Source organism: Candidatus Abyssobacteria bacterium SURF_5, from assembly GCA_003598085.1.
GTDB lineage: Bacteria > Abyssobacteria > SURF-5 > SURF-5 > SURF-5 > SURF-5.
The window spans coordinates 111,722-124,172 of sequence record QZKU01000068.1 but is presented as its reverse complement, the minus strand read 5'-3'; the positions used below and the strand labels follow the sequence as shown (position 1 = coordinate 124,172).

The window sequence follows — 12,451 nt, the reverse complement described above, 5'->3', positions numbered from 1 at the left end:
GCATTTCCAAACGCGCCTTCGGATTCCATGACAACCGATATTTTACTCTTAAAGTCATACAGGCATTCTCAGGCAACAACTAAATCGGAGAAGAACCTACTTTCCATTTGCTTGAACCGGTTCTCAGATCGAGTGCCTCGACATATCCACTCGTCCTGAGCGCAAAGAAAGAAGCTAACTGCGATTGAGCGAAGTATTCATAAAAGCCTTCGGTACTGTCTATTTCCCACAGTTTTTCACCGGAATGATCAGAGGTTTTTTGAAAGATAAAGATGCCGATTGCAGCCAGAACGACCATACAGAAAGCCCACATGCCCGCAGTCACTGCGAAGTCGGCTCTTCGCTCCCTTTTTTTTCGATTCGCAACGGCATCTTTTGATTCTTCTGCGCTCTTTGAGGACCAGCATTCAGAACTGCAAAAGGAGGCGCCGCTAAAGGAGATGGCGCATTCCTTGCAAATTGGCAGGCCGCAGGTTTGACAATAATCCACGGCTGGAGCAGATGGATGGTTTTTACAGGGGATTTTTCTTCGGAATTTTCTTGGAGGGGGAGCGTCGGCCTTTTCGGACATTCCGCAAGCCCCTTTCTCGCCGGTCCTGCGAATGATTGCTTTTCTATGCAAATGATGGTGAAGCTTTATGGCAGAATGGGAAATCAGTTGCAGCGCAGGCTTTCCGTCTGTCACCCCCTTGTAGCGGAGACGGGCGCCGCAGGGAGAACACTGAGGATGTTATCCGAAAAATTTGTCGAAATAGTCTTTTCTGGCCAACAGGTTGAGGTCGATTTTCAGAAAATCTTCGAGTTCCTCGATTGTTATCGGCGAGGCGCCGGGGTATCTCACAGACGGCGAGATGGCGCTTGAAGGCAGGTTATCCGGTCTTTTTTCGGTCTCAAAGACCCGGTCTTCGGCTTCCCGAATGATGCGCTCTAAACTGCCCTCATCCATGGGAGCCCCTTGGGTATTGATATATTCCATAATGATTTTGGCAAGGGACTGAATTTGTTCGCCCCACTTGCCGTCACCGGCCGCCTTCTTGCGCAATCCGATAACTTTGCTGTTATACAACGCGACCGGCTCTCCGCAAATTGGGCAGGGACCCATCAGGATGGTATCGGCTGGAGGGGGCGTAATATAGCCGCTAGATTTGCAATACGGGCAGGTAACAAAAATCATATTCGTGAGACTTCGCCTCCTTTGGCTCGAGCAAAGACTACAAAAAATATTATAGCATATGCGGAGGCAGGTCACAAAGCTAAATTTTTATATGGCCGGGCAGAACGCTTTTGGCGTTAATCAGACGGAGTAAAATGTCCCGGTATCGCGAATTTCTTTCTGTATCAGGCTTTTTTCTTCGAGATATTTCAAGTGTGCCAGGGCTTCGCCAGTGGCAAACCATTTTTGCTGAACCGGGAACTGCTCCCAATTGTCACACGCGATATCCCATGTCATTTGCGAGGCAACCTGATATGCGTTTCTGGCCGCCTTCTGCACAATCACAAGGGCCTCGTCAGCTCGATCCTGATGGTGAAGCTTAAGCTCCTCTATTCTTGTCTTGCAGTCGGTGATGAGGCGGCGGTGTCCGGGAAGGGTAAGCCCGATATCGAGTTGGTGCACTTTGTCGAGGCTGGAGAGGTATGCGCTCAGAGGATTCTCCTGGTCAGACCACAACTGAATGTTGGGCGTGATGTCGATGAGGATGTGGTCTCCGGAGAACAAGATTTTCTCTGATGGTTCATAGAGGCACATATGCCCTTGCGTGTGTCCGGGAGTTTGGACGCAACGAAGGGTGTAATCCCCGATCGACAGGGTGTCCCCGTCCTTGAGTAGAGTAAGCGGCAACTCCTTCTGCGGTCCATATTTGTAGCCGGGGTGGTTATGGAGTGCCGCCTGGAGTTCGTCCTGCGGGAACCCGTTCCTGCCAGCAAACGAGATCATTTCCTCCCATACGCTGAAGTGCATTCTCTCCGCATCCGGCTCATTGAAGTAGACCGTCGAACCGTCGGTCGCGAGGGTTGCGACCAACCCGAAATGGTCCGCATGCAAATGAGTAACAAAGAAATCCGTCTTGCTCAGGTCAACCCCCAGCTCCTTCAACCCCGCCTGCATCGTTTCGCGACAGACGGTGCGGTTCATGCCGGTGTCGATTATCAGTGTTCGCTTGGAGTTTTTCAGGACATATGAATTAATGCTTTTCAGTGGGCTTCCGGGAAGGGGGATTTCCAGCTTGTAGAGGTTTTTCATGATTTCTTCGACCATTACGCTCTCCTCGAAATAGGCGGCGGGGCGGCCGCCGGGCCGGGTGTCGGGGGAAGAACCTACGTGATAACCAATGATAAACCTTTCGGAGCAAGCCAGTCAACTCGCATTCCCGCGAGCGGCATCCGATGAACATGAAAACGGGGATCAGTATTGATTTTACGGTTTTCTTTGCTGTAATATGCCCGCACAACCCGGATTTTGGACGTGCTCGAGATCGATGGGGAGAATGATGCATCTCATTGACTGGTTTATTGTCGCGGCATATTGCCTGTTGTCATTGGGTATAGGCTTTCTTCTATCCAGCCGTGCAGGCAAGAGCATGAGCGATTTTCTTCTTTCCGGCCGCAACCTCACCTGGTGGCTGGCCGGCACGTCTATGGTTGCAACCACGTTTGCCGCCGATACACCGCTTGCAATCACCGGCATTATCCGGACGAAAGGGATCGCCGGCAACTGGTTCTGGTGGAATTTGGTGATGAGCAGCATGTTGTGGGCATTTCTGTATGCTCGATTGTGGCGGCGGACGAATCTGCTGACAGACGTTGAATTTCTGGAATTACGCTATTCAGGCAAGCCCGCCGCTTTCCTGCGGGGACTGAAGGCTCTGTATTCGTCAGTGCTCATCAACTGCATTGTGATGGGATGGGTAATCCTGGCGATGAGGAAGATATCCCTGGTGACTCTTGGGCTGACCGGGACAGAGGCAATTGCGTTGCCGGGCGGGCTGCAGGTACCTCCCGAGACCGCAGTGACGATCGGGATCATATTATTGGCGCTGATATACTCGGTTCTTTCGGGCTTGTGGGGGGTGGTTGTGACAGATTTTCTGCAATTTGCGGTTGCGATGTGCGGGTCGATTGCGCTTGCCATCGTAGCCGTGCGCGCTGTCGGCGGTGTGGCAAACATCATTCCGGCACTGACTGCCTCTGGCGCCGCTCCCTCAAGCGTTCTCCATTTTGCCCCCGAGAGGGGAGCGGGTGAGTTGGCCTTGATTACGTTTGGGGTTTACCTTGGCGTCCAATGGTGGGCTTTCCGAAATTCCGACGGAGGGGAGTATATAGGGCTGCGTGCGATGGCGTGTAAAGACGAGCGCCATGCGCGGCTCGCGATTCTCTGGTACAGCTTTGCACATTACGTACTTCGTCCGTGGCCGTGGATTCTGGTCGCGCTCATTTCCCTGATAATCTATCCCTCGCTGCCGGACCCGGAATTGGGATACCCGAAGATGATGATTGACCTTTTACCGGTGGGGATTCGAGGGCTGATGGTCTCTTCTCTGTTGGCCGCATTCATGTCGACGGTCGATACTCACCTCCATTGGGGGGCATCTTATTTAACGAATGACATTTACAAGCGATTCATACATTCAGGGGCGGATGAGAAACATTACGTATCAGCCGCTCGCGTGGCCATGCTGGTAATGGCGTTGCTTGCGGTGCTTGCGAGCTTGATCATGAACTCCATAGAATGGGCGTGGAAGTTCCTGATCGCGATCGGCGCAGGCATTGGATTGGTGAATCTTATCAGGTGGTATTGGTGGCGCATCAATGCCTGGTCGGAAATCTCAGCGATGATTTGCTCGCTGGTGACGGCTATCGTCATCTTCTCTTCTCGTTCGTTGGCTGGACCGGAATATGAGGGGGTGCGCCTCTTAATAATCATCGCGGTTTCCACGGGTGTATGGGTATCGGTAACTCTGGCGACCGCGCCCACAGACATGGAGAGCCTCAAGAGATTTTACTCTCGCGTGCGCCCGGGAGGCCCGGGATGGCGTCCTGTCGAGACGACATGCGGTCTAAAATCAGAAGACAATCTCCTCTTTGATCTATTCGGGGCAATTTGCGGCGCCGCCTTCATCTACTCCTCGCTGTTCCTCCTCGGGAAGATCCTGCTCGGGTTCCCAATGAAGCAGTGGCTCCCTTACGCCTTCGCGGCTGGAGTTAGCGGCTTTCCGCTTCTCATCCTGATGAACAGAAAGCGAACGCCCGTCGTCTCACCTGTGAGAGAGGAAGAGGGGCGGGAGAAATATTGACTCGATCATTGCTTTTTGATAAACTGGTTCGCGCCTGTCGGAGAGCGTATTCTGAACCGGAAATTTGGTTTTGCCCGCGGGTGGAAACGTATGACTTGAGGTCGGATGCCCGTGCCGAATCACGGAGTAAGGATTTGAGAGGAGTATGGTTAAGCTTTCTGAACGTTTGATCCGGGAGACTCATAAGGGCGTCGACATGTTAAACTACCGGCACAGGCCCAAGAATCTCCAGAACATCCTGCACGCGTCCACCGAACGGTTTCCGGACAAACCGGTGTTTGAATGTCTTTCGAGGAAGGTATCCTATCGCCAATTCTCCAGAGATGTCTACAGTCTTGCGGCAGGAATGCAGAGGCGGCTGCATGTGAAAAAAGGAGACCGCGTCGCACTGCTGCTTGATAACGACATAGAGTTTCCCCTCGCCTTTTTTGCCGCCGCGACAATCGGGGCCGTGTCAGTCCCAATTAATACCCGCTTCGTCTCGAAAGAAATCGCTTATATCCTGAAGGACTCGGGCGCGCGAGTCTGTATTCTGAATCGAGGCTACAAGAAAGACTGTTTGCGGGCGCAGAAGACGGCATTGGCTCTGGAGCATCTGGTAGTCGCGGTCTCTCCAGATGCTGCGTCTGAGAGTGGAAATGATTGGGTCGCTCTCCGTGATCTTTTGGAGGATCGGCAAGAGGAGCCGGATGGAGTAGATGTTGTAGAAGACGATCTCGCCAGCATCTTCTACACCTCCGGCACGATGGGACAGCCGAAGGGGGCGCTCTGCACTCACCGCAATTTTTCCGTGGCCTCGCTCAATGTCGAGATGGCGACGGGCATAACGGCGAGTGATCGCCAGCTCATTTGCGTGCCGCTTTCGCATCCGCTCGGCTGTCACAGCCAGATGATCGCAGGGGTCTATCTTGGCGCAACCATGATCATCCAGCGGCGGTTCGTTGCGGATGAGACGCTCTCTCTGCTGAAGTCCGCGAAGGTCACGACGGTCGTGGGTGTCCCGACGATATACTGGCTGCTGCTTGCCCAGTTGAAGCTGAAGGATTACGACTTGAGGTCGCTGCAAAACGTTATCTACGGCGGGGCGCCGGCCTCGCCGGAATTGGTTCGCCGATTGCGCGAGACTTTCCCGAGCGCCCGTATGGGGAACGGCTACGGTCTAACCGAGAGTTCGGCGCTGGCGACCTTTCTTCCCGATGAATATACGATGCAAAAACCGGATTCGGTGGGCCCGCCGGTTCCAACGGTGCAGGTGCGTATCGTGAACGATGAGGGTCGCGATCTTCCGGCGGGCAAGATCGGCGAGGTCCTCCTGAAAGGGCCGAACATTGTTGCCGGCTACTGGCAGGATGCGGCTTCGACGAAGGAGACATTTCAAGATGGCTGGCTACATACAGGTGATGTGGGCCGCTTGGATGAGGAAGGCTTTCTGTATATAGTCGATCGAAAAAAGGATATGATCATTCGCGGCGGCGAGAATATTTACTGCGTGGAAATAGAAAACGTACTTGAATCGCATCCGGCGATATTCGAAGCCGCCGTCGTCGGTGAACCTGATAAAGTGTTCGGCGAGCAGGTGGCGGCTTTTGTCGTGCCGAATCCCGGCTCTTCGCTCGATGTCGATGAAATTCTGGATTATTGCGAGGATTATCTCGCTGATTTCAAGGTCCCGAAGTTTATCAAAATCGTTGAAAATCTCCCACGGAATCCTGCAGGGATAATCGACAAGCGAGTGCTGCGACGAATCACGGGTTCATGAGTGGAGGCACCCCGCCCGTTTTCCGGATGCTCACTCCTTGAGGCTTGAAGCGAGAGCAAGGGTACGAAGAGCAAGTGGCGCCGCCGGAAACTACCAGCAAGAAAAGAAAATCGGAGTAGCACGCCCGGCGACAACGAACATTTGCAGTGCGCGATCGGCGAGCAAAGACGTCGATCCGTTTTCATATCATTCCGGCGGGAGAGGAGAGAGAGCTTTGAGAAAATCAGCGTTGGAACAAATGTCGACAATCGCCGCCCAACCTTACACATACGTGAAGAACTGGAAGGAGCGGACCGGCGGCCGGGTTTTCGGGTACTTCTGCAGTTACTTTCCCGAAGAGTTGCTTCATGCGGCGGGGGTGCTGCCGATGCGAATTCTTGGCGATAAGGAAAACGTGGCCCTTGCGGATTCCCACATCCAGGCGTTCATCTGTTCTCTGGTTCGCACGAGTCTGGATGCCGCGTTAAAAAAGAAGCTGGAATTTCTTGACGGGGTGGTTTTCCCCCACTCCTGCGATTCTATTCAGAACTTGGCCGACATCTGGCGATACAATTTTCCGGAGCAGTTTTCCGACGTAGTTGTGCTCCCGGTTTGGGTGGACGTGCCGGAAGCCGAGCAGTATCTGGCGCAGGAGATTTCCCGATTCAAGTCGAAATTCGAGCGGCATCTGGGACGCCAGATAGCGGGGGCGGAATTATCGAAATCTCTCGATATCTACAACGAAAACAGAAGCGCACTCGCCGCACTGTATGCTTTGAGGCGCGATAAGCCGAACGCTATCAGCGGGCAAACGGTGCTCGACATAGTGAAAGCTTCGATGTATATGCGCAAAGAGGATCATACGGCGCTCCTGCAAGAGGCTCTTGAGGAGCTGCGATCCGTTCCGCGGGACGACGATCAAAGCGTGAGGCTGGTGCTTTACGGCAATGTGTGCGATGATCCCGGCATTATGCATCTGTTTGAAGAGCTCGAGGCGGTCGTGGTGGATGACGACCTCTGCACCGGCTCCCGATATTTTCTGCACATCGAGCCTTCAGACGGCGACCCGATTCGCAGGCTCGCCCAGCGGTACCTGAGGAAAATACCCTGCCCCTCGAAGCACAGCTCCGACTTCGACCGGCGCACGTATCTGGTGAATATGGTGAGGCAAAGCAAGGCTGACGGCGTTGTGATACTGTTGCTGAAGTTCTGCGATCCGCATGCCTTTGACTATCCCGATATCTCGAAACGGCTCACGGAAGATCAAATCCCGCATCTGCTGATAGAAACGGAAATCCAACCCGCCTCCATCGAGCAGACTCGCACGAGACTGCAGGCGTTTGTGGAGATGCTGAAGGAGAAGAAGAATGGGTGAACGTCGCTCTCCGAGAATCCATGCCGGATCCAGAATGAAGGAAATGATGTCCACCTACTACCTCGGCGCGAAAAATGCTGCGGACAATAATCAGAAGGTGGCGTGGATCACCAGTGGCGGACCGGTCGAGTTACTGATAGCGATGGATGTGATCCCGGTCTATCCTGAAAATCACGGCGCGATGTGCGGTGTGACGAGGATGGGTCCCGAACTCTGTGAGATCGCCGAGAATATGGGCTACTCGCGCGACCTCTGCTCTTACGCGCGGTGCGATATCGGGTCGGCAGTGACCGGAAAGAGTCCGATCATGGGGTTGCCGAAGCCGGACTTTCTCCTTTGCTGCAACAATATCTGCGGAACGGTGACGAAATGGTACGAAGTTCTTGCTCGCTTGTTTGACGTTCCGCTGGTGTTTATTGACGCTCCCTTCATTCATGACGAGATGACCGAGGGCAGCGTCGAGTATGTCAAAAGTCAGTTGCGTCGCGGAATCAAGCAGATGGAGTCGATCCTTGGAAAGAAATTCGATATGGATCGATTTTCGGAAGTCGCAATGCTTTCGGGCGAAGCCTCGAGTATGTGGGGTGAAACCCTGGCTTTGTGCAAGAACATCCCGGCACCCATGAGCGCATTTGACGGATTCATCCTGATGGCCCCCATCGTCACCCTGCGAGGAACGCGGGAAGTCCTCGATTTCTACGAGACATTGCAGAAGGAGCTGAAAGAACGTGTCCGGGAGGGGGTGGCAGCGGTCCCGGGAGAAAAATATCGTCTCCTGTGGGATAATCTTCCCATCTGGTTCAAGATGCGCGATCTTTCGGAAAAGTTCATCGATCTGAGCGCCTGTATGGTTGCCTCCACGTACCTGAACGCGTGGGCGCGGTATGACTTGAGCGGGAGCGACCCGGTTGACGCCATTGCGCGCGCTTACGCCTCGGCGTTTGTTAATGAGAGCATTCTGCATCGCGCGAAGCTGATGCGGGATATTGTCGAGGGGTATTCGGTCGACGGCGTCATTTTCCATTCAAATCGAAGCTGCAGACCCTACTCATTAGGCCAGTATGATATCAAGGAAATGCTGACTGAATGGACGGGAGTGCCGGGCCTTATTGTTGAAGCGGATATGAATGATGAACGCGTTTATTCGGAAGGCCCGGTGATGACGCGAATTGAAGCATTTATTGAAACGCTCAAGCCGAGGCGGGAGGCACGCGTATGAAAACAGGAACTTTCCAGGCCCGGCAGAAGATGTCCCCCAAGAGATGAATCATATTGGAGCTTCATGAGCACGCAATCTTCCGTTCCGCCCATCCGTGCCGCCGCTCGAATGAGAGAGCTGATGTCTCTTTACTTCCTGGAAGCGAAAAATGCTGCGGATAATAAGAGAAAAGTGGCATGGGTGACCGGCGGCGGACCCGTTGAACTCCTGATCGCGATGGATGTGATCCCGGTGTATCCGGAGAACCATGCGGCGATGTGCGGGGCTTCCAAGATGGGCGCCGAGTTATGTGAAATCGCAGAAACTCGAGGATATTCCCGCGATACCTGTTCCTATTTCCGCTGCGATATCGGCTCGATCGAATCCGGCAGAAGTCCCATTTCAGGGCTTCCCCGCCCCGATTTCCTTCTTTGCTGCACGAATACGTGTGGGACCGTCATGAAATGGTATGAAGTGCTGGCGCGATATTTTCAAGTTCCACTGGTCCTGTTCGATACTCCTTACATCCACGAGGAGCTTACCGAGCACAGCCTTACCTATATGACCTGCCAGATCGAACGTGCGATCGCTGAAATGGAATCGATAACCGGAAACGGTTGCAGCGTGACCAAGTTGGAGCAGGTTGTTGAGCTTTCGGGTAGGGCGATTCGTCTGTGGGGAGAAATACTCGGAGCATGTAAGATGGCTCCTTCGCCCATAACCGCGTTCGACGGGTTCATCCTGATGGCGCCGATCGTGACTTTGCGGGGCACGCAACTGGTGGTCGAATTCTATGAGGAGCTGCTCGGCGAGATTCAAAAGAGGGTGGATGAAGGAGTTGCGGCAGTCCCGGGCGAGCGGTATCGTCTCTTATGGGATAACCTGCCGATATGGTTCAAGCTGCGCGACCTCTCGCGCAAATTTGCAGAGCTGAAGGCATGCGTGGCGGCATCGACCTATTTAAACGGCTGGGTTTCATATGAACTGGATGCCGGTAATCCGATCGAGGCTTTAGGACGTGCTTATGCGACTGCATTTGTGAATATCAACTTGCGGAACCGGGCGGAAATGATGCGTGACATCATTGAGCAATACTCTGTCGACGGAGTGATCTTTCATTCCAACCGAAGCTGCAAGCCTTACTCGCTTGGGCAATATGTCATCAAAGAAATTCTGTCAGGAGCGGGCGGTGTGCCCGGCATCGTTATCGAGGGCGACATGAACGACGAGCGGGCATACGCCGAAGGGCCCGCTCTTACCCGTATCGAGGCTTTTCTTGAGACGTTACATCCGGAATCGACGAGGGGGAACAGGAGCAGGCGATGGGCTTTGAATTGACGGAAGAGCAGGCGCAACTCCAGCGGACGGTTCAGAAATTTGCCGAGAAGGAATTGGCTCCAATCGCGGCCGAGGCGGACGAGAAAGGGGAATTCCATCGGGAGATATACAGCAGGCTGGCCGAGCTCGGGCTGCTTGGAATTCCGTGCCCGGAGGAATACGGCGGCGCGGGCTTGGACTATTCGACATATGTTATAGTTATTGAGGAGATCGCAAAGCAGTGCCTGTCGACCGCGGTCGGACTGGCCGTTCAGGGGCTTCCCCAGATAATGATCGGGTTATTCGGAAACGAAACCCAGAAGAAAACATATCTGGCGCCGCTGGCCTCGGGCGAGAAGCTTGGCGCGTTCGCGCTGACTGAACCGAATGCCGGTTCGGACGCCGCCTCTTTGAAGACGTCGGCGACTCTCGACGGCGACCACTATCTCCTGAATGGCACGAAAGTATTCATTACCCACGGCGGCGTAGCGGACGTTTACCTGGTGATGGCAAAAACGGACCATTCAAAAGGTCCGCGTGGAATCAGTTCCTTCATTGTCGAGAATGGGGCGCCCGGCTTTCATTCGGGGAAACTGGAAAAAAAGATGGGGCTTCGCTCCTCGCCGACGCGAGAAATCATTTTCGATAACTGCCGGATTCCCCGGAGTAACCTGGTCGGCAAAGAAGGCGACGGATTCAAGATAGCGATGACGGCGCTGGATTCGGGGCGTATCACGATTGGCGCAGCCGCGGTCGGCCTGGCGCAAGCGGCTCTTGACGAATCGATCAAATACGCGAAACAGCGAGAGCAGTTCAATCAGCCGATCTCGGCATTCCAGGGAATACAATTCATGCTTGCCGATATGGCCACCTCGGTTCGGGCGGCGCGCAACCTTGTCAGGGAGGCCGCCTGGCTCAAAGACACGGGAAAACCGTTCTCGCACGTGGCCGCGATGGCGAAGCTTTTTGCGACCGACACCGCGATGAAGGTTACCACCGACGCGGTGCAAATCTTCGGGGGATACGGCTACATGCAGGATTATCCCGTCGAGCGTTTGATGCGATCGGCCAAAGTCACGCAGATTGTCGAAGGGACCAACCAGATACAGCGCATCGTGATCGCGCGCCATTTGCTGAAATGACAGGGATTGAGAATCGTGGATAGGTTGATTCGAGAGGCGGCCGAGCAGATAGCCGGCGCAACGAAAGTGATCGCGCTCACAGGAGCGGGAATTTCGGTGGAGAGTGGGATTCCCGCTTTTCGAGGCACCCAGGGCCTGTGGGACAAGTACGACCCGATGGAGTACGCCACCATCGAAGCCTTTCGGTCAAATCCTTTCAAGATATGGACCATGCTTCGCGAGTTGAGCGACCTCGTGATCGGCGCCAAGCCCAATCCGGGCCATACGGGACTTGCGGAGCTCGAGATCATCGGCAAACTGAGCAGCATCGTGACGCAGAATGTCGACGGACTTCATCAGGCAGCCGGAAGCACATCCGTTATCGAGTTTCACGGGAACGGCCGCAACCTCGTGTGTCTCTCGTGCCGTCGCCGCTATTCGCGCGAAGAGATCCCGCCGGAAATGTTTCCGCCGATGTGCGCGTGCCTGAACATCTTGAAGCCCGACGTCGTTTTCTTTGGTGAAATGATTCCGATGCATGCACTGCTCGCGGCCCAGTCGGAAGTGCGCGATTGCGATGTCATGCTGGTGGTCGGGACGTCTGCGCAGGTTGAGCCGGCTGCCAGCCTGCCGTTTGCGGCCAAGGCGCGAGGAGCGAAAGTCATTGAAGTCAATCCGGAGCCGACGGGTTTGACACGACATCTTTCCGATATCGCCATCCACGAAAACGCTTCTGCGGTGATGCCGGCGATCGTAAAAATGGTGAGAGAATTACTGCACGTGTAAAAAGAGAAAGCTCGTTCAAGGGATACAGGGAAGAAGGATCAGGAGGAAGCGCATGGACACAATTGATGCGATCAAATCGCGGCGCAGCATCAGGAAGTATAAGGATACATCCATCACGGATGAGCAATTGCGGACGCTGCTCGAGGCCGTTCAGTGGGCGCCGTCATGGGCGAATGTGCAGTGTTGGGAGATAATTGTGGTGAAGGATGCATCCGTGAAAGAGAAGCTTGCCGCCACATTGTCGCCCGGTAATCCATCTACGGAAGCCGTGAAGACAGCGCCCGTTGTCATCGTGGGATGCGCGAAGAAGGGACAGTCCGGCTACTATAAGGGGCAGGCGCTCACCAGCAAGGGCGACTGGCTGATGTATGACATGGGGCTCGCGATGGAGAACCTGGTGCTGGCGGCGCAGTCAATGGGGCTCGGCACCGTTCATATAGGCGCCTTTAACATAGAGGAAGCGGAGAAAGCGCTGGGAGTGCCCGAGGGTGTTACGGTGGTAGCGATGACGCCGGTGGGCGTGCCGGCGGCCGACAGCCGCGCTCCGAAGCGGCGCGCGATCGAGGAATTCGTCCATTACGATAAATACTAAAACCGTAGTCGCGCGCCATTTACTCAGACATT

General features: G+C 54.4%; 11 protein-coding genes. 8 read left to right on the top strand and 3 right to left on the bottom strand.

The window, feature by feature from the left end:
• Window positions 1-79 precede the first annotated feature (79 nt).
• The 3 genes from C4520_10285 to C4520_10275 all read right to left on the bottom strand — a co-directional run bounded on the left by C4520_10285 (window position 80) and on the right by C4520_10275 (window position 2,257).
• A complete protein-coding gene (locus C4520_10285) occupies window positions 80-685 on the bottom strand; it encodes a hypothetical protein (protein RJP21390.1) in 606 nt (201 codons plus the stop codon).
• A gap of 45 nt (window positions 686-730) precedes the next feature.
• Window positions 731-1,174 carry a hypothetical protein gene (locus tag C4520_10280; GenBank protein RJP21389.1) on the bottom strand — a complete coding sequence of 148 codons (444 nt, stop codon included), beginning with the start codon at window positions 1,172-1,174 and terminating at the stop codon, window positions 731-733.
• Window positions 1,175-1,294: 120 nt separating this feature from the next.
• Entirely contained in the window at window positions 1,295-2,257 is a 963-nt protein-coding gene (locus C4520_10275; protein ID RJP21388.1) for an MBL fold metallo-hydrolase, read from the bottom strand.
• A 181-nt stretch (window positions 2,258-2,438) separates the two neighbouring features.
• Between C4520_10275 and C4520_10270 the strand changes: the two genes are divergently transcribed.
• From C4520_10270 to C4520_10235, 8 genes are all read left to right on the top strand, one after another.
• On the top strand, window positions 2,439-4,292 hold the full coding sequence (locus C4520_10270; protein ID RJP21387.1) for a sodium:proline symporter: 1,854 nt from the start codon (window positions 2,439-2,441) through the stop codon (window positions 4,290-4,292).
• Window positions 4,293-4,437: 145 nt separating this feature from the next.
• A complete protein-coding gene (locus C4520_10265) occupies window positions 4,438-6,051 on the top strand; it encodes a long-chain-fatty-acid--CoA ligase (GenBank protein RJP21386.1) in 1,614 nt (537 codons plus the stop codon).
• Window positions 6,052-6,289: 238 nt separating this feature from the next.
• The gene (locus C4520_10260; GenBank protein ID RJP21385.1) at window positions 6,290-7,405 is read left to right on the top strand and encodes a 2-hydroxyacyl-CoA dehydratase; all 1,116 of its coding nucleotides are present in this window, start codon (window positions 6,290-6,292) and stop codon (window positions 7,403-7,405) included.
• Window positions 7,398-8,624 (top strand): 2-hydroxyacyl-CoA dehydratase, encoded by a 1,227-nt coding sequence (locus tag C4520_10255; GenBank protein RJP21384.1) that lies wholly within the window; start codon window positions 7,398-7,400, stop codon window positions 8,622-8,624. Before C4520_10260 ends, C4520_10255 begins: the two co-directional genes overlap by 8 nt.
• A 63-nt stretch (window positions 8,625-8,687) precedes the next feature.
• Window positions 8,688-9,941, top strand: coding sequence for a 2-hydroxyacyl-CoA dehydratase (locus tag C4520_10250; GenBank protein ID RJP21383.1), 1,254 nt, complete (start codon window positions 8,688-8,690; stop codon window positions 9,939-9,941).
• Window positions 9,926-11,062, top strand: coding sequence for an acyl-CoA dehydrogenase (locus C4520_10245; GenBank protein RJP21382.1), 1,137 nt, complete (start codon window positions 9,926-9,928; stop codon window positions 11,060-11,062). The genes C4520_10250 and C4520_10245 overlap by 16 nt, the downstream gene beginning before the upstream one ends.
• 15 nt (window positions 11,063-11,077) lie before the next feature.
• Window positions 11,078-11,827 carry an NAD-dependent deacylase gene (locus C4520_10240; GenBank protein ID RJP21381.1) on the top strand — a complete coding sequence of 250 codons (750 nt, stop codon included), beginning with the start codon at window positions 11,078-11,080 and terminating at the stop codon, window positions 11,825-11,827.
• Between the two features lie 52 nt (window positions 11,828-11,879).
• A complete protein-coding gene (locus tag C4520_10235; GenBank protein ID RJP21380.1) occupies window positions 11,880-12,419 on the top strand; it encodes a nitroreductase in 540 nt (179 codons plus the stop codon).
• Window positions 12,420-12,451 lie beyond the last annotated feature (32 nt).

Excerpts from the sequence above, each read along its gene's own strand:
- C4520_10280 (RJP21389.1), bottom strand. The coding sequence starts at position 1,174 with ATGATTTTTGTTACCTGCCCGTATTGCAAATCTAGCGGCTATATTACG.
- C4520_10275 (RJP21388.1), bottom strand. The coding sequence starts at position 2,257 with ATGGTCGAAGAAATCATGAAAAACCTCTACAAGCTGGAAATCCCCCTT.
- C4520_10270 (RJP21387.1), top strand. The coding sequence starts at position 2,439 with ATGCCCGCACAACCCGGATTTTGGACGTGCTCGAGATCGATGGGGAGA.
- C4520_10265 (RJP21386.1), top strand. The coding sequence starts at position 4,438 with ATGGTTAAGCTTTCTGAACGTTTGATCCGGGAGACTCATAAGGGCGTC.
- C4520_10260 (RJP21385.1), top strand. The coding sequence starts at position 6,290 with ATGTCGACAATCGCCGCCCAACCTTACACATACGTGAAGAACTGGAAG.
- C4520_10255 (RJP21384.1), top strand. The coding sequence starts at position 7,398 with ATGGGTGAACGTCGCTCTCCGAGAATCCATGCCGGATCCAGAATGAAG.
- C4520_10250 (RJP21383.1), top strand. The coding sequence starts at position 8,688 with ATGAGCACGCAATCTTCCGTTCCGCCCATCCGTGCCGCCGCTCGAATG.
- C4520_10245 (RJP21382.1), top strand. The coding sequence starts at position 9,926 with ATGGGCTTTGAATTGACGGAAGAGCAGGCGCAACTCCAGCGGACGGTT.
- C4520_10235 (RJP21380.1), top strand. The coding sequence starts at position 11,880 with ATGGACACAATTGATGCGATCAAATCGCGGCGCAGCATCAGGAAGTAT.